This window comes from Aliivibrio sp. S10_S31 (assembly GCF_014694495.1).
In the GTDB taxonomy this organism is placed as follows: Bacteria; Pseudomonadota; Gammaproteobacteria; order Enterobacterales; family Vibrionaceae; genus Aliivibrio; species Aliivibrio fischeri.
In genome coordinates, this window is sequence record NZ_JAAUWR010000011.1 from 88,459 (window position 1) to 109,509 (window position 21,051).

Consider the following 21,051-nt stretch of genomic DNA (forward strand, 5'->3'; position numbering starts at 1 on the left):
CATACGCTCGTTTTTTTATCTATTGTCATAGTATTGTTCTTAAACCGTGCAGGTTTCACCATCTTCAGGAACCAATACAAAGTCTGACATATTGTTTTTTGCTGCAAACTGATTCAGCTCTGTTCTTGTTAAAGTCGCATGGTTAACTGACTCCATATGCGTTGCTATGATCGTGGCATTTGGCAGTGCTTTATGCGCTGTTAATGTGTCTTCTTTTCCCATAATAATTGAGCCAAATGGAGATTGTGCATCGCCCGCATTTAAGATCATGACTTCTGGCTGGTATCGTTCAATCGCATCTTCAACGTCATGGTTCCAAAGTGTGTCGCCAACAAGGTAAACTGTCTTCTCATCTGCATGGCTGAATACAACGCCTGATACTTCACCTAATACATCCCCTATTACACTCATAGCTTCATCGCTACCATGCTGGCCTGATGTTTTGTTCAGTTTAATACCGTTGAAAATCGCATCATTTTCTAGGCTATCAACATCAGTAAAACCAGATTGACGAATTTGATCCGCATCTGCAGCGTTTTGAGTGAAAACCTTGATTGATTTAGGAATTGCATTAATCGCGTATTCATCCCAGTGATCTGGGTGGGTGTGAGTTACGATTACCGCATCAATATCTTTTAAGATCTCTTCAATAGACATCGGTAATTCAACGGTTGGCCAGTTTAGGTGGTCATTGTACGTACCTGGTAACCCAGGGTATGCCTCTTTTGGTGCAAACAATGGATCGATAAGAAAGTGAGAGTTAGCGTATTCGATAATTGCAGTTGCATTACGTACTTGAGTAAATTTCATTGTGCTGTACCTATTTATATTCTGGGTCATGTTTTGATGACGCTATTTTGGTTTAAATTCGACACGCTGAACATTGTCCTATAAGCCAATAAAGATATAATTTGGGACAAAATTAATTTATGCTGCTTGCATAACGTCTTTTTAGCTGAAACTAAACCATGAACCGAGATCCCGCTTCGCCTCACCTTCCTAGAGTCGCTATCATCGTATTCAATCGATTTAGTCCATTCCATTTTTCTGTGCCAGCCATGATATTTGGCAACTCAGAGATCCACGATAGGCCAATGTTTGATATGAAGATCATCGCTGGCGAAGATGGGCCTATAACCTCTGACATTGGGATGGAAATAAAGCCAGAAGGAGGGTTAGAAAAATTAATAGACTTTGATTTCATCATTGTCCCCTATTGGCATAACGTTGAGACGGCACCGTCGATACAGCTCATCGAAAAATTAAAAGCCGCGCATCAAAATGGTTCAACACTGATAGGACTTTGTCTTGGGGGTTATGTATTGGCTTACAGTGGCTTGCTTGAAAATAGAACCGCCGCCATGCATTGGAACTTTGAGAGTGATTTTACGACTCGCTTTCCATCCATCAAAGTTGATCACAATGCTCTATACGTCGAAGAAGACAGAATCATCACATCAGCAGGGATCGCGGCCAATATTGATTGTAGCTTGCATGTTTTTAGGCAATGTTATGGCAGTAAAGAAGCGAATCAATTGGCCCGAAAAATGGTCGTTTCACCGCATAGAGAAGGTGGTCAGGCCCAGTACATTGAACGCCCTGTTCCTGTAAATACAGCAGATACTCGAATCAATGAGCTATTAGATTCTGTACGAAAAAATATCGAGCTCTCATACACAATAGATGAGCTTGCCGACTCAGTGATGCTAACAAGACGCACATTTACTCGTAAATTTAATAAGGCGACGGGCATGTCATTTGGACAATGGCTTATGACAGAACGCTTACATCAAGCACAGGAATTACTGGAAGAAACCGATCTTTCCATTGAGGTGGTATCCGACCGAGTTGGGTTCAGTTCCGTTTTTGTATTTAGAGATAAGTTCAAGACAAAGTTCCAAGTAACTCCTAGTGAGTGGCGAAAAACATTTAGGTATTAGGCTAACGGTAAATCGGAATAGTCCAAAAAACGAGCTAACGTATACTACTTTTATTGAGCCCACTCTCCACCAAACTAAAAAAATGCCAGTCAACTTAACTGACTGGCATTACATTACCCACAATTAGGCGATTTTATCATTAAATGTTATTTGCTTGGCATTGGTAGAATTTCAAACATGCCATCAAACTTATCGAGTGAACCAGCCAGTTTCTCTAACAGCGATGCATCGCCTTTCACACCCGCTTGACCAGATTTGAATAGTGCCTCTAGCGTTGTCTCACCAAGAACGACTTTTGTAAAATCTGCTTTGTTGATAATTAATTCAAAATCCACTTTTGGTAGCTTATCGACTTCAATGTTAGCCATATTCGCATTAGACACTTCACCGTAGTAACGCTCTTCAAGATCTGGATGGTAAACACCGAAGTTGAAGTCAAGACCTGCGGCTTCCGCTTTTGGTGCGTTCAAACTCACCGCAATAAAGTCTAAGAACATGCCCGTTGGTGTGTTCGCTATTACATCAGGTGAAGCAAGTTTGATTGACTCTTGGATCTCACCAGTACGCAGTTCAACCGCACCTTGCAAATAGCTGTTACGCCATGCCATGGTTTCAGACTGGTAACCTTGCTGTTCAAAGCTGTCTGCGAGTGCGAAACGGTAATCAATGTTGTTCGGGTTACATTGTACTAGGTCGTTAAACAGTTGAGAGGCTTCTTGATATTCACCAGCATTAAAGTGAGCCATACCCGCTTTATATAGTACGTCTGCACCTGCGGCATTCACATACACACAAGATTGATCTTTGGTTTGCAATGGGTTGGTGTTCACAGGGTTCATATCATGGTAACCAAGGTACAGGTTTACCACTGCACGCGCATTGTGGCTGTATGAACCATGGTAACCATTGGTGTGCCAAGTATCGATTTGAGATTGTGGAACGATCTCTTCAATTTGACGGCCTACATCATGAATCGTCACCCCGTGATTGGCTAAACGCATCGACTGGTTATGAATGAAACCATAGTTGTCACGCTGTAGCGTCATGTATTCAGAAATTTCGTTTACGTCAGTGCCTGCATCATTCCATACTGGTGCTGAGTGTGCCGCGTGAATATTGTCTACTAACCCATTATCAACAAAACGCATCTTTAGCTCCGTTAGGTATTTAGTCCATACCAATGAATCACGAACTTTTGCCCCACGGAAAGTATAAATGTTGTGCATACCGTCGTAAGTAAGCTCAGCGGTATTCAATGAGCGATATTCTGGTACATACAGCACAATCTCAGCAGGCGCTTCAGCCCCCGGCATGTTGATTGCGTGGAAATCGAGCCCATCAATATTAATGACTTTTTCGCGCTCTTGGATCTCAATCGTCGGAGCAACAAGTGTTACTTCACCACGTGATGTACCTAAGCCAAGAGCGTTATCAACAATACCTTTCGCGTTGTTATCCAATGTAGTTCCATACTGGTAGTTTGCACGACGCCCCATTGCGGTGCCTGCTATGACATTCTCATCAGCAAGCTCTTTAATAAAGTCTTTTGGTGCATAGATTTCAGCATCTTTCACAAAATCACCGGATTCATAGACACCACGTGAACCACCAAAATGGTCGGCGTGCATGTGTGAGTAGATCATACCCGTAATTTTGTGCTCACCATTAATCGCAGGTAGGTGCTGTTTTGCGAATTCCCACGAAGCAGCTGCGGCTTGACGAGACAGAAGTGGATCGTGAATCACATAGCCATTATCTGTGCGGTAGATCGTCATGTTTGATAAGTCAGCGCCGCGAATTTGATATACCCCATCCGTCACTTCATACAGACCGCCTGCCGCGTAATTTAGCATTCCTTGACGCCAAATTGATGGGTTTACTGAAGGTGGTAAATCTTCCACAGACATATCCGCCATGTATTCAAAACGGTTTTTAAGCTCGCCTGCTTCATGTGTACCAAACTCAGCAATAAGACCATGAGTAGTGCGTTTAAACGCAGACGTGTCTTCCCAAGGAAGCGTTTTTGCCACTGCGGTATTGGCATTTTCGGTGAACTTAGATGCCGCTTTTCCCTCGTACGTATCAATAGATGCATAATCATTAGCTGCTGCGCCAAATGAAACCATAACAGAGAGTGAAAGAACTGAAAGAGTAAAACGAGTTTTCATAAGTAGCCTCTTTGGGAATTCGTATTGGTATGGTGCTAATTTAGCGTATTGACACATAGCAATACATACATGAAACTGTATTTAATACATCACGAAATGTTATGTTTGAGGGAAGGGATGGTTTCGAATATAGATCTAAACTTATTAAAAGTGTTTGTGGTGGTTTATCGCCACCAGTCGATTACCTTAGCCGCAGAAGAGATGGGATTAACTCAACCAGGAGTAAGCGGTTTACTTAAACGTTTGCAACAGCAGGTGGGAAATCAGCTATTTATTCGATCAGGCCGAGGGATTATTCCAACGCAGCATGCTCAAGAATTAATTCGTCATGTTGAGCCCGCATTAGCTCAAATCAACAACGCATTGGAAGGGTTAGAGGGATTTTCGACCCAGTATCCACGCAAGTTCGTTATATACACTTCAGAGCCTGTGATGTTAATGCTGTTGCCTAAATTAGAAGCCGATAGTAGCTTGGGTAATGTCACTATTGAATTACACCCAACACACTCTAATGAAGAAGCACTGATCCAGGCGCTCAATCAACATCAAGCCGATCTTGCTATCGAAGTCTCTAACTATTCAACACACTCGTTTTTTACCGAACCGTTATTTGAAGATAAGATCCGACTGATTGCACGAAAAGGACACCCTAGAATAGAAGGCAATGTTACTCGTGAGCAATTTTATGCCGAAAAACACATTACTTGGAAATTACGCCGTGAGGATACCTACATGGCAGATTATTTTACCGAGGAACGACTGAGCGAGCGACAAGTAGGCGCAGAGTGTACGTCTCTTGTGTCACTAATGTCTATGGTTGCTACTAGTAATTGCATTGCGGTGGTGACCGAGAGTATCGCAACAACATTTGCCGATAAGCTGGATATACAGGTATTAGATTGCCCATTTACATCTAAACCAGTTAACTATCGTTTACTCACCCATAACCGAGAGCGACAAAGCCCAGCAAACATGTGGTTGCGAGAAAAAATAAAGTCATACTTTTGTTAAGCTCACTCTACCATCAGCTAAAGTGAGCTAATCTGAAACGAATGTTCTAGCTTGCTTGCGCTAACACATTGGTATCAGACAATAAGTGCTTCCCCCTCCTTTAACAAAGTAGAGTCGGCTATTTACAATTTAAGCTGCTGCTGGCCTAAGTTCATTTGCTAAATAATCACTTAAACCGTGAACTGTTAACGCCCTGAGTTTAGGAGCAATGTGACGCTTTTCATTTAAGAAATCGAGAGCACGGTGATCTCGCAGTAACTCTTGACCTCCGCAAACAACCAAATAGGCGTCATGCTTGGTTCTCTCTGCATCAAATGCCGTATAACCAAGCTTTTCCATTGCTGTACCTGATGACTCTTGGAACTTAGCAGCCACTTGAATAGTACTATTAGGCATATGCACGATAAAATGAGCATAGTCATTTTTACCGGCAAAAATGCTCGGATATCTAACATTAGATTGGTAGGTCATAGAGGCTCCACTGTTATTCTCAGTAAAACCAAAATTAGTAAGGGTATTTGAGATATCTCTCAATAGGTCTTTTCTGCACATCGTTTTTTCCTTTCTAACTGTGCGCTATATAAGGGAGCCTCGCTTAAGACTCCCGATAATTATTTATTCTTATGCACCAGGCAAAGAGCGTAAGTGCTGACAGACGTACTCAAGGCGGCCATTACGACGACGCACATAAGCACATACTTGCACTACTTTTTGATGAATACTCATAGAGCTTCCTCTCAAAAAAACATAAAAGAGGGAATTCAATGATTGAGATGAACACGTTAGAAAGGTATGATTGCAGAACAAATCAGAGCAATCGGCCTTTCTTACAGGGCTTGAAACCTCTTAGTGTTGGGCCTTAATAAGTCTGTTGGCGCAGAATTATTAATTCACCTCACAGTAAAAAGGCACTTTTAGTACTTTACTGAAAGTGCCTTTTTATTTTTCTTTTCGTACGCCTTTAAATGGCGTCCCGTCTTGTTTTACATCCATGAACTGACCTGTATTGGTATCGCGCTTAACCCAATGACCCGAAGGTATTTGAGTTTGTGAACGTTCACGAACCATTCCATGACGGCGGTTATCGCCTGCTTTTCCGTTAGTTGACATCGGTATTACTCCTTTGATTAAGAATATCTTCATCATACAGCACTACAACTGGATGATCAATAGCACTTATAATAAATATAAGTGCTATTGATATTTAATGTACAATCTTGGAGTAATATGTAATAATGTACATATATACAGACAACCTATGGCGAAAATATGTATTCATATAAAGAACTGAAGGAAAAAGATAAAAACAATGCAGATAGACTCGTCTTCATAGATTTTATGTTGCGCTTTACTGGAAGTATAAAACGAGCTGATATAACTGAGCTTTTTAATCTTTCGGATGCTGCCGCATCAAAAATGTTAGCTGCATATAACGAACTGCGCCCTAATAATATGGCATATAATCATTCATTGAGAGTAAACACCATAGAGCAAAACTATAAACCTCTCATAAAATGGCGTGCCGACATTGCAATGGGAATGCTAGCTAATGGTTTCAATAAAAATAAAATTTCTGATACTGATACAGCTATCTTGCCATATGAAAGAATAAACACCCTCCCACATCAAATGAACATCAATCATGTAGAACGCATTACAAGAGCGATCAATTGTGGCTATGCAATTCAATGTAAATACTACTCAAAAAACAGTAATAATCATTCGAACCGAACAATTGTACCTTTGAATATTCTACATGATGGTGAACACTGGATATTTAGGGCATATGACCGCTCAGAAAAAGATACCTCTAGAAATAAGTTTAAGTTTTTTAATTTTGCACGAATGCTAGAAGTTAATGAAGATGTATGTATTGAAGAACGAAATAGAAAGCCTTATGAGGACTTAGCTTATGATCCTGATTGGAATATAGATATACCACTTTCTTTAATTATTCATGAGGATAGAAAAGAAAAAAGAGAAAGAGATGCGATACGTATCGACTTTGGTATAGAAGATGGAAGTGATGAATTACTCATTCTTAAAAAACCGGCTTATCTATGGATCTTAAAAAACAAATGGCATATTGATACAAGACCTTTACAAGATGTAAACAATGACCATTGCTCACAAACAAATAAAAAATATTATCGCTTTAGAGTTGATAACTTAAGCATGGTTAACAAGCTCCTTGAACAACATAAGTGTTTTTCGACATTTAATTAATTTCATTGACACGACACTGCCCACGCTGCGCCAACAAATAACACTAAAGGCCCTCAAAGTAATCACAACCCTAACCACACTAACAATCCTTTCTTAACCAAAGAAGGGGCACAGCATTGGGTGGGCGGGGGATGTGGGGGAGCTCAGCATAAAAGGGCGAAGCTATCTTTTATGATTGGACGGAACGACCAAAAGCCACACTTATCGGAACAACCAAGCCCAACAGAAACTCGATAAACGTGACCGCAATAAGCACGTTGTTTGTGCTTTTTGCGCGTGCCATTGCCCCGCTTTGCATGCGCTCTTTTGTGCAAGGCGGATAAACGCTTTTGAGCACCAACTTGTTTGGTGGCCTATGAGCAATTTACACATAACATTGCGGTTATTCCCCATGCTTGGGGCTAGGGGTTGGAAATAAAGCTCTTGGTTGTGTGCTATGGAAGTGAGTGGCGGTTTGCGTTGCCATTTATGACGCTACGTTATGGCCTGTTGAACTAAGTTTAACGGCTCTTGGCCATTATGTGTTTAGTGTGGGAAATGGCAATAAGTAAACCAGAACGAACTGGAATAGTTTGCACACAGACCTTATTGCTTTTGATGTTACTCACTATCCATGCAATTGACGCCACTTTTCTAACTGAGACGGCCTTAAACCGTATCTAGCTAGAACTCCCTCGTGAATTCGTCTTAATTCCTCTAATGCAAGGGCGATAATGTTTTTCTTATCCATTTCTTGTTCATTGCTAACAAACGATTCAATGATATCAAGGGGTTGAGATTCAGGCGTCAGTATGACTTGTTTAACAATCTCTTTTATCTTTGCTCGATATTGCAATCGTTGTTGATCTGGCTTTACTAACTCTTGTTTTACGGCTAGGTATTCTTTTGTTGAGCGCTCGTACGCCCATAAATACAGATCACGCAGCAACTCAATTCTATTCATTTCGTACACACCAAGTACCGCTTTACTGTAGGCTTCTTCTGGTACATCTAAGAACGTAAGAGGACATAAATTAGCTTTAAGCAACGGAATATTCGCAGCTAAACGAGAGGTGCGCTTATTAATGTCCGCAAAAGGTTGCAAGTAAGGTAAATGCACCATGATAAAAAATGATTGCTCAAATGGGTCAATGATTTGATTCGCTTTATTAAGAATCGACTCCAGTTGAATAGAGAGCACCTCTTCTGATGACATCGGTTTATAGACACTCCCACCGATTTCAACAACATGACTACGCACTCGGCCTTCATCAAACGGGTTGGATAATAAGTTTTCTGAAAGCGCACTGTGCAAATTCAATATGGTAAAACGATTGAACTCAACAGAATCGACATTATCAATCAGCAGTTCAATCGCTGATTTATGATTTAAAATCATCTGGGTCTCGATGATGTCTTTTCCTTGTGCAAACTGGCCATGCTCAATTAACTCAACAGTGTCTAATCGGCTATAGGTATTGCCTTCAAGGTGGCTTGATGCCCAAGATAAATCAATTAATAAACGGTTGTAGATGTCTCTTCCATACGTGCCCGCGGGTTGCGTTGCATAGATGGTTTTACCCATGCGATGTAACTGACGGCGAATAGGCTCAGAAAGGTAATATGTTTTATTTGGGATATAGTCATCTAAAAAATCACGAGCATAACCAACAGGTTCACGCTCAAAAATAGGCTTACCTAGATAATTAAGAATGTCATAACTATCAGGTGAAAGTGGGATCGATTTTGGAAAACTATCGGTTGAATTGGCGGCCTCCTCTCTAACAATGCGCGCAATGTATTTGCGAGAACGACCGTCACCAATGACTTCTATTTGCTTGTCTTCAATCAGAGTGTTAAGCCAACGCTGAAGCGTACGGCGAATTAGGTCTGGATGATCAAGAATAATGTCGGAAATAGACACAGGGTGACATTGCTGCTCGATATAACGCTGGATTTCAAACCTATTCATGACAGATACCCTTTTAATTGTGACACTTTCCTGGATAAAGGTGTCACAATTATGGCGTATTTATCCTTTAGTGACAATAAGAGTGTCACAGTAAAATATAGCCTTCTTTAGATTAACGCCCTAAAAGCTCACCTACTTATCTTTGAGTCTGTAGAAAATTAGTTTCGGGGTAATAACCCTATTAAGATAGTATTTTCCTCAAAAACGCGCATAATCTTGCGATACAACACTCAAAAGAGAAATGACCTATGACTAATTTTCAATATTACTTTCACAAGCTGCCTTGTTTTAACTGTAAAAAAACCAAAGTAAACACTGATCTTGGTTGGTTAACAGCAACAATGAAAGATGATGTTCAAGCGCAATTAGCTGCAATTATCGAACAAGGTAACGTTGAAGCTGATCTTTCAGTAAACGTAACTTGTACTAAAGCTGAAGCTCGTGATTACTTATTGCTGAATTTCTACGGTTACTCTGAAGAAGAGCTAGAAGGTCAAATTGAAGCTGACGATGAGAAAGAAGTTGCAGATGAAATCGCAGAGTTGCTAAAAGACGGTAACGAGATAGCGGTATTTGAGCACGAAATCGCTCTACAAAGCTGTATGGATTGTGACGTTGAATAAGCGTTAATAAAGATCAACATACAAATTCTAGGCATTAGCAGAGTTAAATTTGCTAATGCCTTTTTTGTTTTTGCCTCTCGATATTTCTAAATATCAGAAGTACCCCATAAAACAAATCAATGTGTTATTATCCCCTCAAACTGTGAGGACAATAATCATGAAGCTTACCCCCCTACTGAAACAGCCTAAAATCCACTGACTTATTTTAAATTAATGCCAACCCCATTATTTTTATATAAGTTAAAAGGTTTATTATGCAAGAAAAGCACTGGTCAACGTTTCAGTTACTTCATGAAGTCGTAACCAACAAAAACATTCACATTAAAGGCACCCATAGCTATTACAGCGATTGCTGGGATAACGGTTTTGAAGACTCTGTTGTTCGGTATTTACACGGAGATAAAATCAGCCGTCAATGGGAGCCAAGATGGGAAATCGATAAGCTTCATATTGGTGACTACGTCTGTATCGCCGCTGAAGTTATTATCTTAATGGGCGGAAACCATAACCACAGAACAGATTGGTTTTGTTTATACCCATTTATGGACTTTATCGACGACTCTTATGCGAGCAAAGGGGACACTCATATTCATGATGGCGCTTGGTTAGGCATGAGATCAATGATCATGCCCGGCGTAACGATTGGAGAAGGAGCCGTTATTGCCGCAAATAGTGTCGTCACCAAAGATGTTGAGCCATATAGCGTGGTTGCAGGCTCTCCAGCAAAGCATGTGAAATATCGCTTTGAGCCTTCCGTGATAGAAGAGCTATTGTCTTTTAAAGTTTACGATTGGCCTACTGATAAGTTCAATGCGCTCAAACCGCATTTATGCAGCCCTGATTTTGAGCAACTAAAACAAGCAATCGCTTCATATGACGAGCTTAATTAGAGCGTCACAGTTAGTGAATATCATCAGGTAATTCTCCCAAATAGTTCAAACGACTCAAAAAAGGTTAATTGATTGGGTTCAATTAACCTTTTTTATTTATAAATCTATTACTTGCCGTCTGCGCTTAGTTATACATACCACGGATAGGGTAATTGTTTTCTGGATTACGGATAAACTCAAGACCAGAGAGTAATACATTCAAATCAGGACGAACAAAAGGTCCATTTGAAATATCAATGACTTGTACCTGCCCTTTTTCATTAATAACAAAAAGACCCGGCTCAGCAAATAAATGGTCGGTTTCTTGCTCAGAACGAGGCTCTGAAATATACACCCCCAACGTTTGCATTTGCTCTACACTCAAACCATAAGCAATCGGAAAACTCACTGATAATTGTGTCATATGAGTCGTTAGTTGGGCTTCACTGTCAGCCGATACCGCAGCAATATCCACTCCCAGTTCAAGAAAGCGGCTTTTTAGTGTTTCTAGCTCATTTAAGTAACGAGTACACAACGGACAATGCTTACCACGATAAACCACCACCAATTTCCAATCAGCTCCATTTAGTGGTTCCGAAAGGTTAATCATAAAAATAAAGCGTATTCTGTTCCCGTTAAAGGGAACTTTCAGAGCGATAATGGTGACGTATTATTAGATGTCGCCTTAACTGGTGTGGGCATTGTTTTCTTACCTATTTGGATGGCTAAAGAACAGGTAACATCAGGCCGTTTACGTCATATAATGCCTATGTATTCAGGCCAGAATTTACCGATCAATGCCATCTACTCACAACGTCGTTATACGCCCTTAAAAGTCCGTTGTTTTGTTGATTTTTTAAAACAAAAGCTGTCTGAGTAATAATAACTCTTTAGTCATACCTAACTCATAAAGAAAGTAAGCACTAACTTAAATAAATTAGCGCTTCATTGATTTTATTTCAAATTACTTTTCTTAGGGATAGTAACAGATTGTTTCCCGAATACGTTAATTAGCGCACCAGTCACAATCAATCCACCACCTAGATAGGTCCAAATGGATGGAATTTCATTAAATATCCAGACACCTAATAACGCTGAAAAGACAATCTGTACATAAGAGTAAGCAGACGCTTTACCCGCGGCTTGGGTTTGCATTGCTTTGGTCAATCCATATTGCCCAATTTGCGTGAAAATACCGATTAAAACCAAGATCATCGTAAGGAATAGACTTGGCCATACAAAGTCATTCCAAATCAGTACGCTTGATATAGGTAATGCTACTAATGGGAAATAAAAGATAATAACGGAGCTGTCTTCTGTCTGACTGAGTTTTCTAACTATCACATAAGCAATCGAACTCCCTAACGCACCACACAAAGCAACAGCGATACTAAAAATAGGCAATTCACTTGTACTGCCACTGTTCATGCTTGGTTGAACCATGACAAACAACCCAGCAAGACAGAACGCAATGCAGATCATAGTTGATTTTTGAATGTGTTCTTTAAGAAACAATACACCGAGCAATGCGGTAAATATAGGATGGACGTATTGCAAAATGGTTGCTTCAGCCAAAGGTAGAGTCGTCACTGCATAGTAAACACACATAAGAGCCGTTGTGCCTACAGCCCCACGAGCAAGAAGTAATGGCCTATTCTTTCCCCATATCGAAATGCCTTTTCGTTTCACATCTGCATAGCTAATGATCAAAGAAACTAATGCCCTTGCTGCCACAATTTCAAATACAGGAATACCGTAATTACTCACGTATTTTACACACGCCGACATGAGCGCAAATCCAAGCGCAGACAAAAACATAAACCTACCCCCTGTTGGGATCAGTGAAAAAGAGACAGTAGGCATAACAACATCAACCAAATTGAGAAGGTAATGAATGATAGCCTTTATTCTATTACATCCCCAGAATAATCATACTTGTGAACATAATGAAATAGACTTAGTTTCAACATTCGGAACTATCAAAAAAATAAGGCATACTAATTAACAACATAATAATTTAACTGCGAGCACACATGAATTCGATAAATCAGCCATTTACTCTTACCAATGGTCAAGTTATTAAAAATCGTCTATTCAAATCGGCAATGAGTGAACAGCTTGGCGATAAGCAGCATAACCCTACTTCCGGTTTAGTAACCTTATACGCGCGTTGGGCTAAAGGTGGTATTGGTTTATCGATGACAGGTAATGTCATGGTGGATAGAACCGCCCTTGGCGAGCCTAAGAATGTGGTTTTAGATGAAAAAAGTGACCTTACGTTATTTACTGAGTGGGCTAAGGCCGGAAAACAAAATAACTCACACATATGGATGCAGCTTAACCATCCAGGTAAGCAAATCCCCAAATTTTTATGTGCTAACCCTGTTGCTCCCTCAGCTATCTCACTAGAGCGTGGGTTAGAAAAAGGCTTTAATACTCCACGAGCCCTCACTGAGAGTGAAATTCATGAGATCATTACTAAATTCGCTACCAGTGCCAAACTAGCAAAGCAAGCAGGCTTTACTGGAATACAAATTCATGGTGCTCATGGCTATCTTGTTAGTCAATTTTTATCCTCAAGGCACAATCAACGAAACGACAAATGGGGTGGCTCATTAGAAAACCGACTGCGTTTCGTACTCGAAGTATATAATGCTATTCGTAAAGAAGTTGGGGCTGAATTCCCGGTAGGCATTAAGCTTAATAGTGCCGATTTTATGAAAGGTGGTTTCACTGAAGAAGAATCAATGCAGGTTGTGCAAGCCTTAAGTAATAATGGCATCGACTTAATTGAGATATCTGGTGGCACTTACGAGAGTCCATCAATGATGGGAGCCAAAGATAAAAATAAACCAGTAAAAGAAAGTACCGTTAAACGTGAAGCTTACTTTATGGATTACATGGAAAAAGTAAGAACACTAGTTAATACACCTTTAGTTGTGACTGGTGGTTTTCGCTCTGCTCCTGCAATGAATGAAGCCTTAAATACCTCTGCTACTGACTTTATTGGCATTGCACGAACCATGGGTGTTGATCCTGATTTTCCTAACAAACTAATAGAAAACCCAAACCATGGAATGCCACTAGCAGAGCCAACAACAGGCAAACCCGCATTAGATAAAATGGCGATGGTTGGACTTGTTTGGTATGAGCATCAAATGTGGCGTATTGCTGAAGGAAAAGAAGCCGATCCTCAATTGAGTGCATTTAGTGTGGTACTTAAAACCTTACTAAGCGCCGGTTGGTATGCTTTTAAAAAGCGGAGAGCGTAAGCAGAGAGCGTAGAGACCAACACACCTCTAACGACTGAACCATATTAGTTATGCTATATCGCGTAGCTAATATGGATACCTATCACTCAACTTCGAATTTTTAATATTCTCTTATTTGCCTTTCACTTTACTCTTCAAGTTCTGCATAAAGGTTTTAAAGTGCGGCATAAAATCAGCAAACAATTCATGTTTACGGTTTGCCATCATAACAGGGCCGAGTAAGCGCAATGCTACGCCTACCTTTGTTGCTGTTTCTGGTTCTAAACCACTTTTTTGCTTTAATTTGTTCACGATATTAAAAACATCTTCACGATCTTGAAATTCAAACGCCAATGTTTGAGCTGTTTCTTGCTCTGGTGTTATCTCTTCAATCGTCACTCGGTAACACTTATCTTTTCTAATTTTAGGGATCATAGTTCTACCTTCTAATAATCTTAATTGTGTCGTAAATAACAACAAACTGATTTGAGTCTTCCCTTGAAAGAACACTCAATTAAGTTGATAATATCAACTATATATTTTTAGTTGACAATGTCAACCATATTTTAAGTGGTAATATTTATGTCTGATAGAAAATCATTAGATAGCTTGTTCACGTTAGTGCATACATTTAAACGCAATTTACATGATCAAATAGAAGAGTTAGATCTTGGGATCACGCCTATGCATGTGCGTGTTATCAAAATAATTAACCATAAACCGCATTGCACAGCCGTTGATATTGCTAACTATTTAAATCGCGATAAAGCTCAAGTAACACGTCTCTTAAGCAGTTTATTAGCACAAGAACTCATCATTAAAGAACCAAACCCTGAAGATAAACGCAGCCAATGCCTTCGTATCACTGAAGATGGAAAAGAGATCATGAAAAAAATCTCGGGGATTGATAAAAGTATGTTTGAAAAGATGTCTGTGGATCTCTCTGATGAAGAGATCGCTGAATTTAAGCGTATTGCAGAGAAGATGGCGAGAAACCTTAATAACTAAAAAAGGGCGAAATTCGCCCTTTTATTACAAAAATATTAAGCTTTAACTCTGAACTTCAGGGTCCATTGATATTTTCGCTTTTTCTTCTGCTTCTAACGCTTCACCACGCGCAATTAATTTTTGAATAACTTTAGATAACCCTAGCGTCAATACCGCCATAAATGCAGCCACTTGCGCTAGCATATAGAAATAGCTGGTGTATACCGTCTCCACCACTTCTGGTGTAAATACGATGTCTTTTGGTAACGCGATTTTCGTTGCAATTACCGCAGCTAAAATGCCACTTAATGAAATAGCAACCGCACGTAAACCGATTGAAAACGCAGCAAGGTAACGTGGCACCATTTCAAAAATAAACCCAGCCCCCAAAGCCCCAACAATAAGCTCAGCACCCGATTGGAAAAAATGAACCAGTAAAATCCAGTCCGCTGATATTTTGCCATTTTCGCCAATTGAGCCAGCAGAAAGCCCTAACAATCCAAAAGCAATCGTACTTAGCATAAATGCACCCGCAATTTTAGTCGGGATTGTTGGTGAATAGCCTTTGCGATCTAACCATGCATAAAGTTGAATCATTGGCCCACCAAGAACAAAACACCATAGAGGGTTAAATGCCATATTCGATTCAGGATGGATAGGAATAAAACCAAGTAACGTATCATCCATTAAATTAATGGCGTACATGTTCATTGAGGTAAACATTTGGCCATAAAAGAAATAGAACACAATAAGAATACAAACCGTAATTAATACTGCGACCATTTTGTATTGGTATGCACGCGTCGCTCTTGTTATCTCATAAATAAAGTAACCAATAGCGCCAAAGCCTAAGGTATAAAGAATGTATTTACCTGTATCAAGATTTGAGAAAATCCAAAATATTAAGCCGAGCATAGCTGCTGAACCAGCAAAAAACAGTGCCCAAGTTTTTAATGGCAGTGGCGTTTTATCTAAATCATTACCAACACTCACTAGCTCTTTACGGAACTTATAAAACATAAGTAAATTTAGCGCCATTAAAATAGCAGATACAAAAAATACGCCTTGGTAAGCTAGGTAAGCAATTAAAAAAGGAAAAAGGTATTTAGCAGAAAAAGAGCCAAGGTTGTTAATTGAATAATTTACGGTAAGACCTTGTTGAAAAGCCTCGCGGTTCGTCTCTGAATATGAATTACCAAAAAGAACCGTTGGGCATGTTGCTGATAATCCACGAGCAAAGCCAATTAAGGCAATAGCCAGAATACTCATAGGCACATTAAGATGACTCGCACCAATACCTAGTAATAAAAAACCAGCTAAATAAGTGGCATAACCTATGTATACAGCACGAAATGCACCTATAAACTTATCGGCTAAAAAACCACCAACGGCAGAAAATACAGGACCAACCGCACCAAAGGCCCCCATCATCATGATGGTGTCAGCTTCGCTATAATTAAGATCATCGAGAAAGAATTTAGTGAGAAGTACAAAGGCACCATAAAAAGCGGCACCCCATAAAAATTGTCTGAGGATCAAAACCTTAGCTATCGTGGGAAATCGTGCATTATTGTCTTGCATACTACTACTCCAGAATTATAATGACATTATTAACACCTACTTTTTGTAGGTGTATTTTTTGCCTTTATATCATCTGAAGCTTTCACCATTTGATGCATAAGTCCCAAACTTAAGTGTCAACTTTTTCTATTTAACAGAATGAGAACCAACCCTTAAATTTATTTATTAATAACTAACAATATTGTTATTTGCACTCATATAAATTAAAAATAACGCATCATTGCAGATAAATCATCTACATATGTAGCTATTTGTAGTTATTAAATAAAAAGGACAACGCTAAATTAACGTTGTCCTTTATACTCATGCACTACAAATTGCATTTTTCTCTTTTACTCAACAGGTAATAATTCAATTGAATCCTGATTAAGCGACTGTCGAAAGAAATCTGGCATGGATTCCATAGTAAAAACAACAGCTTCTTCAAAAATGGTTGTAGAACCACTAAGTGTCCAATAAGAGCTTCCTTTGCTTGTGTTCACTTTAACTTTAAAACGCGTTGGAGTGGTGGTGACCATTTTTCTATTCCTTAAATAACACACCAGATCATGCTACCACTTTCATATTATGAAACCAGACTTTTGACTTATAATTCTCAAACTTTCTCTTTCTTATCAAGAGGTTGTATAAAAATAGTTATTTAAGTGTTAATTATTACCAATTAATTAGCACTATAAAAGAACGAAATTAACAGCAATAATCCAATTTTTCTTTAATTATCAAATAGTAAATCTTACTTTCCACGCACAAAAAATAATTATTGATATAGCGCAAAAAATCACCGGATGATTAGGCGTAAGTTATTTTGTACCTAACATTTTTGAAGGAATAAAAATGACGATATCAAAAGCTTATCAAAGAGATATTCTCGGCTTGGCTTTCATTATTTCAAGTGTATTAGCAACACTCTATATCCTTTTGGATATATCGGCTTTATTTGCTTACTTAAACCATGAAGAGAAAATAGCATCCATATTCATCCATGAATCCATCTATTTTTTAATCTTTTTAATTCCTCCTTACTTTATCGCTAAGTACATGAATCGAAAGGATACAATCAAATAAACAGTAGATAAAAAGGGAGTGGCGCCCCTTATCTTCTTTTTCATTTATTTAATTTAATTAAACACTAGTTTTAAATTATTCAATTTTTCTAAACTAAAAGGAACGATAAGATCACTTTAAATTTCAGACATAAAAAGGAATGGCTATGTGCGATTTAAATGATGATTTTGAAGACTTGGAAATCAAACTCACAAAAGCAGAGATAAAACTATTAGGTTGGGATGACAAAGAGTGGCTGATTGAAGCAATGGTATTTGTTTTCTTCATATGCGCAATCATTACTTTCTATTGTTCCTAACCATTACTTTATAAATCAGTTTTCCTAGTTAGAAACAATAGAACTCAGAACAATAATTAATGTGTTGTTCGGCTTGGACCGTTACGCACTAAATCTTGACCCGTTTGAAACACTTCCTCTGTTACCCAACGAGACAATAAAAGCTGATGCTTATCATCCAATACGGCAACAAAACGGCGACCATCTTTATTGCTTGTTGCTAATGCAATGCCGGCAACATTTGTTAAGCCAAAACCACCATTTTCAATTGAGATTAAAAACGTTTCTAGATCTTCTAGGTTTGTGATGATGTCTGCATCGTTGTTCATAATTACATACTCTTACTGGGCTATATTGATTCTTTTTTAATCGTGCATCTAAAACGAGCTATTTTACAAGTTTCGAAACAAACAGAATGTTACGGTGTTTAGCCTGCCAAGGCAATCCATTCAAAGAACTGAAACAAATAAAATAGCCTTTAACTATCTAGATAAAGGCTATGTAACATTATTTATAATTCAATTTAAATTCGCTAAGAAATTGTTCTATTCTTTCTTCATCACGATCATTTAGTTGGTAGTCAGGCTTTCGGTTGTAATCGGAACTGATAATGCCACGCTTCTGCAAAATCCGCTTCTCAATAGCAATAATATACTCACAATGCCCCATCCACTCAGTAATGTACTCGAACAATGTATTATGTAACTCTTTCGCTCGATTACGATTTCCACTTACCCAATGTCGGTATATCTGAACATATACCTCAGTAAACGAACACCCAGGCATCACACCTTTACCGCCGATACTCAACATATCTAACATGAACAACCCAGCATAACCGTTCATCACAACCGCTTCAGGACAAAGAGATAATAGCTCTTGCGTATATTCAACAGGCGGATTGCATTCAATTTTAAAGACCGCGTGAGGGAACTCTTTTGCTAGTGCGTTCATTTCACTCGGTTCAATAGGCAACCCTGTTTCAGCTGGTGCGTATTGCACTAATACAGGCACAGTTACAGCACTTAATACCGCTCGAATGTGCTCAATAATTTGCTTATTGCTCGGCTTTAAAAAGAATGGTGGCAATAGCATTAGAGAGTCGACACCTTTGTTCTGATATTCTCTTGCCGCCTTTACAGCGAGCTCTGTAGAGTGTTCAGTTACAGAAATGCAGCTATAAATATCACTGTCTTTTAAACTACCAATAAACTCTGTTGCTAATATTTGTTTCTCATTTTGACCTAATTTATAAAACTCACTCGCAATACCAAAGAGCGTTAATCCGTGGCATTGTGTCTGTTTTAAATGATCCAATAATTTAATAAAACTAATAAAATCAACTTCACCATTACTTAAAAAGGGCATAGCAACAATAGGGTTTACCCCATAAATGTCTTTTGCATTTATCATCGTAAAATAGCTCCTGTGGCAGAGGTTCCTACTCGTTCACGATACAAATCCATAAACCCGTTTGGTGTTTGTTTATTAATTGGTGCCCAATATTGTCTGCGTCTATCAAGCTCTTCTTCAGATACCTCTAAGGTAAGATCTCGATTATCCAAATCAAACGTAACTGTATCGCCATCTTCAACCAAACCGATAACGCCACCCTCTTCGGCTTCAGGTGAGATATGGCCAACAAATAACCCTCGATTAGAGCCAGAAAAACGACCATCAGTAATCAAGGCACATTCATTGGCGAGTCCCATACCTTCTAACAATTTCATTGGCTTATACATCTCAGGTAAGCCCGGACCACCTTTTACGCCTTCATATCGAATAACGAGTACAGAGCCTTTTTTAATCTTTTTATCCATAATGGCTTCGATAGCACTTATCTCAGAATCAAAGACCACGGCTTTTCCTTTAAAGGTAAACATATCTGCAGGAACAGCAGCTGGCTTAATCACAGCCCCTAAAGGAGATAAGTTCCCTTTTAAAACACCAACACCGGCTTCTTTTAAAAATGGAGATGACAAAGGCTTAATAATTTCACGACGAGTCGTTTCTGTAATTTGAGAAAGAGATTCCGCCTTTGTCCCGACAACTGTCATCGCATCTAAGTGAAGCAAAGAAGCAATTTCTTTTTCTACCGCAGCCATTCCTCCCGCTTCATGAAAATCAATCATGTCGTATTCAGATGCAGGATAAATAGAGGCGACTAGTGGGATAGTTTTACTTAATTTATCAAACTCCTCTAATGCGAGTTCACCTAATCCGGCTTCATAATGAAGTGCTTGTAGATGTAAAATAGCATTAGTCGACCCACCTGTTGCTAATAAACAACAAATAGCATTATGAATTGATTTTTTGTTGATAATTTGACGAGCATTAACTCCATCGTATGCCATATCAACAATACGTTTACCACTTAAATAACCAACATTGAGTCGTTCTGGCGCGATTGCAGGAATCGTTGAGGTTTGTGGTAATGTCATCCCTAAGCTTTCGGCTAAGCATGACATGGTATTAGCCGTTCCATACATAGTGCATGACCCGACGGTAGGTTCTGCAATATCCTCGATATGACGAAATTCTTCTTCATCAATCTGGCCTTGCTCTTTCCATCCAATGGCTTCCGTTACGATATTTCCATCCCAATGTTTACCTTTATATTCTGCAGGATACATAGGCCCACCATTGACCATAATTGCAGGAATATCTAAACGTGCAGCTGCCATTAACATTGCTGGAACGATTTTATCGCATGAGCCAAGAAGTACCATTGCATCAAAATTATGAGCTCTTACCATCACTTCAATTGATGCCGTAATCACCTCACGAGCAGCCAAAATGTATCGCATACCTATGTGACCTTCTGCAATACCATCACATGGAGCAATCGTACCAAAAGTCATGGCGGTTCCACCGGCCTCTTCAATCCCTTTAATAACCTCTGCACCAACTTTATCTAAATTAGCGTGACCTGCCGTGGCATTGGTATAACTGTTTACGACGGCAATGATGGGTTTACGCAACCCTTCATCTGAATGTCCCATAGATTTATATAAGGCGCGTTTTAGTGCACCATTATCTTCTTTCAAAATATCATTAAAATGCGGTGTGCCACATTGATTACAAGAATTACAATTACTCATG

At 39.2% G+C, this 21,051-nt stretch carries 22 protein-coding genes and 1 pseudogene; 10 read left to right on the forward strand and 13 right to left on the reverse strand.

Translation table 11 applies throughout. From position 1 onward, the window contains the following. Positions 1 to 39: 39 nt before the first annotated feature. On the reverse strand, positions 40 to 810 hold the full coding sequence (locus HC728_RS11280; RefSeq protein WP_017019937.1) for an MBL fold metallo-hydrolase: 771 nt from the start codon (positions 808 to 810) through the stop codon (positions 40 to 42). A gap of 158 nt (positions 811 to 968) precedes the next feature. On the opposite strand from HC728_RS11280, the gene HC728_RS11285 reads away from it, so the two are divergent. Then, complete coding sequence (locus tag HC728_RS11285) at positions 969 to 1,940, forward strand: GlxA family transcriptional regulator (RefSeq protein WP_026029390.1); 972 nt, start codon at positions 969 to 971, stop codon at positions 1,938 to 1,940. A 146-nt stretch (positions 1,941 to 2,086) separates the two neighbouring features. Here the strand turns inward: HC728_RS11285 and HC728_RS11290 are convergent, their stop codons facing one another. Beyond that, positions 2,087 to 4,108 carry an alkyl/aryl-sulfatase gene (locus HC728_RS11290; RefSeq protein ID WP_190395505.1) on the reverse strand — a complete coding sequence of 674 codons (2,022 nt, stop codon included), beginning with the start codon at positions 4,106 to 4,108 and terminating at the stop codon, positions 2,087 to 2,089. 117 nt (positions 4,109 to 4,225) lie between these two features. On the opposite strand from HC728_RS11290, the gene HC728_RS11295 reads away from it, so the two are divergent. Beyond that, positions 4,226 to 5,119: a LysR family transcriptional regulator gene (locus HC728_RS11295; RefSeq protein ID WP_190395506.1), complete on the forward strand. Its 894-nt coding sequence runs from the start codon at positions 4,226 to 4,228 to the stop codon at positions 5,117 to 5,119. 129 nt (positions 5,120 to 5,248) lie between these two features. On the opposite strand, the gene HC728_RS11300 is transcribed toward HC728_RS11295, so the two are convergent. Further along, on the reverse strand, positions 5,249 to 5,671 hold the full coding sequence (locus HC728_RS11300; protein WP_065594700.1) for a PD-(D/E)XK nuclease superfamily protein: 423 nt from the start codon (positions 5,669 to 5,671) through the stop codon (positions 5,249 to 5,251). 387 nt (positions 5,672 to 6,058) lie between these two features. Beyond that, entirely contained in the window at positions 6,059 to 6,229 is a 171-nt protein-coding gene (locus tag HC728_RS11305; protein WP_190395507.1) for a hypothetical protein, read from the reverse strand. 159 nt (positions 6,230 to 6,388) lie between these two features. On the opposite strand from HC728_RS11305, the gene HC728_RS11310 reads away from it, so the two are divergent. Continuing rightward, a complete protein-coding gene (locus HC728_RS11310; protein ID WP_190395508.1) occupies positions 6,389 to 7,345 on the forward strand; it encodes a WYL domain-containing protein in 957 nt (318 codons plus the stop codon). A gap of 607 nt (positions 7,346 to 7,952) precedes the next feature. On the opposite strand, the gene HC728_RS11315 is transcribed toward HC728_RS11310, so the two are convergent. After that, on the reverse strand, positions 7,953 to 9,296 hold the full coding sequence (locus HC728_RS11315) for a Fic family protein (protein ID WP_190395509.1): 1,344 nt from the start codon (positions 9,294 to 9,296) through the stop codon (positions 7,953 to 7,955). A gap of 248 nt (positions 9,297 to 9,544) precedes the next feature. Between HC728_RS11315 and HC728_RS11320 the strand changes: the two genes are divergently transcribed. Further along, positions 9,545 to 9,919, forward strand: a complete 375-nt coding sequence (locus tag HC728_RS11320; RefSeq protein ID WP_190395510.1) for a hypothetical protein — start codon at positions 9,545 to 9,547, stop codon at positions 9,917 to 9,919. 254 nt (positions 9,920 to 10,173) lie between these two features. Then, on the forward strand, positions 10,174 to 10,809 hold the full coding sequence (locus HC728_RS11325; RefSeq protein ID WP_190395511.1) for a CatB-related O-acetyltransferase: 636 nt from the start codon (positions 10,174 to 10,176) through the stop codon (positions 10,807 to 10,809). 124 nt (positions 10,810 to 10,933) lie between these two features. Here the strand turns inward: HC728_RS11325 and HC728_RS11330 are convergent, their stop codons facing one another. After that, positions 10,934 to 11,398 (reverse strand): peroxiredoxin-like family protein, encoded by a 465-nt coding sequence (locus HC728_RS11330; protein ID WP_139070540.1) that lies wholly within the window; start codon positions 11,396 to 11,398, stop codon positions 10,934 to 10,936. Positions 11,399 to 11,446: 48 nt separating this feature from the next. Between HC728_RS11330 and HC728_RS11335 the strand changes: the two are divergent. Continuing rightward, positions 11,447 to 11,668: pseudogene (locus tag HC728_RS11335) on the forward strand (LysR substrate-binding domain-containing protein); the annotation flags it as partial. A 74-nt stretch (positions 11,669 to 11,742) separates the two neighbouring features. Here HC728_RS11335 and HC728_RS11340 read toward each other — a convergent pair. Next, on the reverse strand, positions 11,743 to 12,651 hold the full coding sequence (locus HC728_RS11340) for a DMT family transporter (protein ID WP_065598184.1): 909 nt from the start codon (positions 12,649 to 12,651) through the stop codon (positions 11,743 to 11,745). A 170-nt stretch (positions 12,652 to 12,821) separates the two neighbouring features. On the opposite strand from HC728_RS11340, the gene HC728_RS11345 reads away from it, so the two are divergent. Continuing rightward, positions 12,822 to 14,060: an NADH:flavin oxidoreductase/NADH oxidase family protein gene (locus tag HC728_RS11345; RefSeq protein ID WP_065598185.1), complete on the forward strand. Its 1,239-nt coding sequence runs from the start codon at positions 12,822 to 12,824 to the stop codon at positions 14,058 to 14,060. 111 nt (positions 14,061 to 14,171) lie between these two features. Here HC728_RS11345 and HC728_RS11350 read toward each other — a convergent pair whose 3' ends face one another. Continuing rightward, the gene (locus tag HC728_RS11350) at positions 14,172 to 14,474 is read right to left on the reverse strand and encodes a DUF3861 domain-containing protein (RefSeq protein WP_012534959.1); all 303 of its coding nucleotides are present in this window, start codon (positions 14,472 to 14,474) and stop codon (positions 14,172 to 14,174) included. A gap of 147 nt (positions 14,475 to 14,621) precedes the next feature. Between HC728_RS11350 and HC728_RS11355 the strand changes: the two genes are divergently transcribed. After that, complete coding sequence (locus tag HC728_RS11355; RefSeq protein ID WP_065598186.1) at positions 14,622 to 15,047, forward strand: MarR family winged helix-turn-helix transcriptional regulator; 426 nt, start codon at positions 14,622 to 14,624, stop codon at positions 15,045 to 15,047. Between the two features lie 42 nt (positions 15,048 to 15,089). Here the strand turns inward: HC728_RS11355 and HC728_RS11360 are convergent, their stop codons facing one another. Next, positions 15,090 to 16,607, reverse strand: coding sequence for a peptide MFS transporter (locus HC728_RS11360; protein ID WP_065594691.1), 1,518 nt, complete (start codon positions 16,605 to 16,607; stop codon positions 15,090 to 15,092). Between the two features lie 332 nt (positions 16,608 to 16,939). Next, positions 16,940 to 17,125 carry a hypothetical protein gene (locus tag HC728_RS11365; RefSeq protein WP_005421726.1) on the reverse strand — a complete coding sequence of 62 codons (186 nt, stop codon included), beginning with the start codon at positions 17,123 to 17,125 and terminating at the stop codon, positions 16,940 to 16,942. A gap of 316 nt (positions 17,126 to 17,441) precedes the next feature. On the opposite strand from HC728_RS11365, the gene HC728_RS11370 reads away from it, so the two are divergent. Both HC728_RS11370 and HC728_RS11375 read left to right on the forward strand, forming a co-directional pair. Beyond that, a complete protein-coding gene (locus HC728_RS11370) occupies positions 17,442 to 17,672 on the forward strand; it encodes a hypothetical protein (protein WP_005421723.1) in 231 nt (76 codons plus the stop codon). A gap of 145 nt (positions 17,673 to 17,817) precedes the next feature. Continuing rightward, a complete protein-coding gene (locus HC728_RS11375; RefSeq protein ID WP_005421718.1) occupies positions 17,818 to 17,970 on the forward strand; it encodes a hypothetical protein in 153 nt (50 codons plus the stop codon). A gap of 56 nt (positions 17,971 to 18,026) precedes the next feature. Here HC728_RS11375 and HC728_RS11380 read toward each other — a convergent pair whose 3' ends face one another. The 3 genes from HC728_RS11380 to ilvD form a co-directional block, all read right to left on the reverse strand. After that, on the reverse strand, positions 18,027 to 18,278 hold the full coding sequence (locus HC728_RS11380; RefSeq protein ID WP_005421716.1) for a hypothetical protein: 252 nt from the start codon (positions 18,276 to 18,278) through the stop codon (positions 18,027 to 18,029). 178 nt (positions 18,279 to 18,456) lie between these two features. Further along, positions 18,457 to 19,362, reverse strand: coding sequence for a dihydrodipicolinate synthase family protein (locus tag HC728_RS11385; RefSeq protein ID WP_190395512.1), 906 nt, complete (start codon positions 19,360 to 19,362; stop codon positions 18,457 to 18,459). After that, positions 19,359 to 21,050, reverse strand: a complete 1,692-nt coding sequence (gene ilvD / locus HC728_RS11390; protein ID WP_188863604.1) for a dihydroxy-acid dehydratase — start codon at positions 21,048 to 21,050, stop codon at positions 19,359 to 19,361. Before ilvD ends, HC728_RS11385 begins: the two co-directional genes overlap by 4 nt. Between the last annotated feature and the right edge of the window lies 1 nt (position 21,051).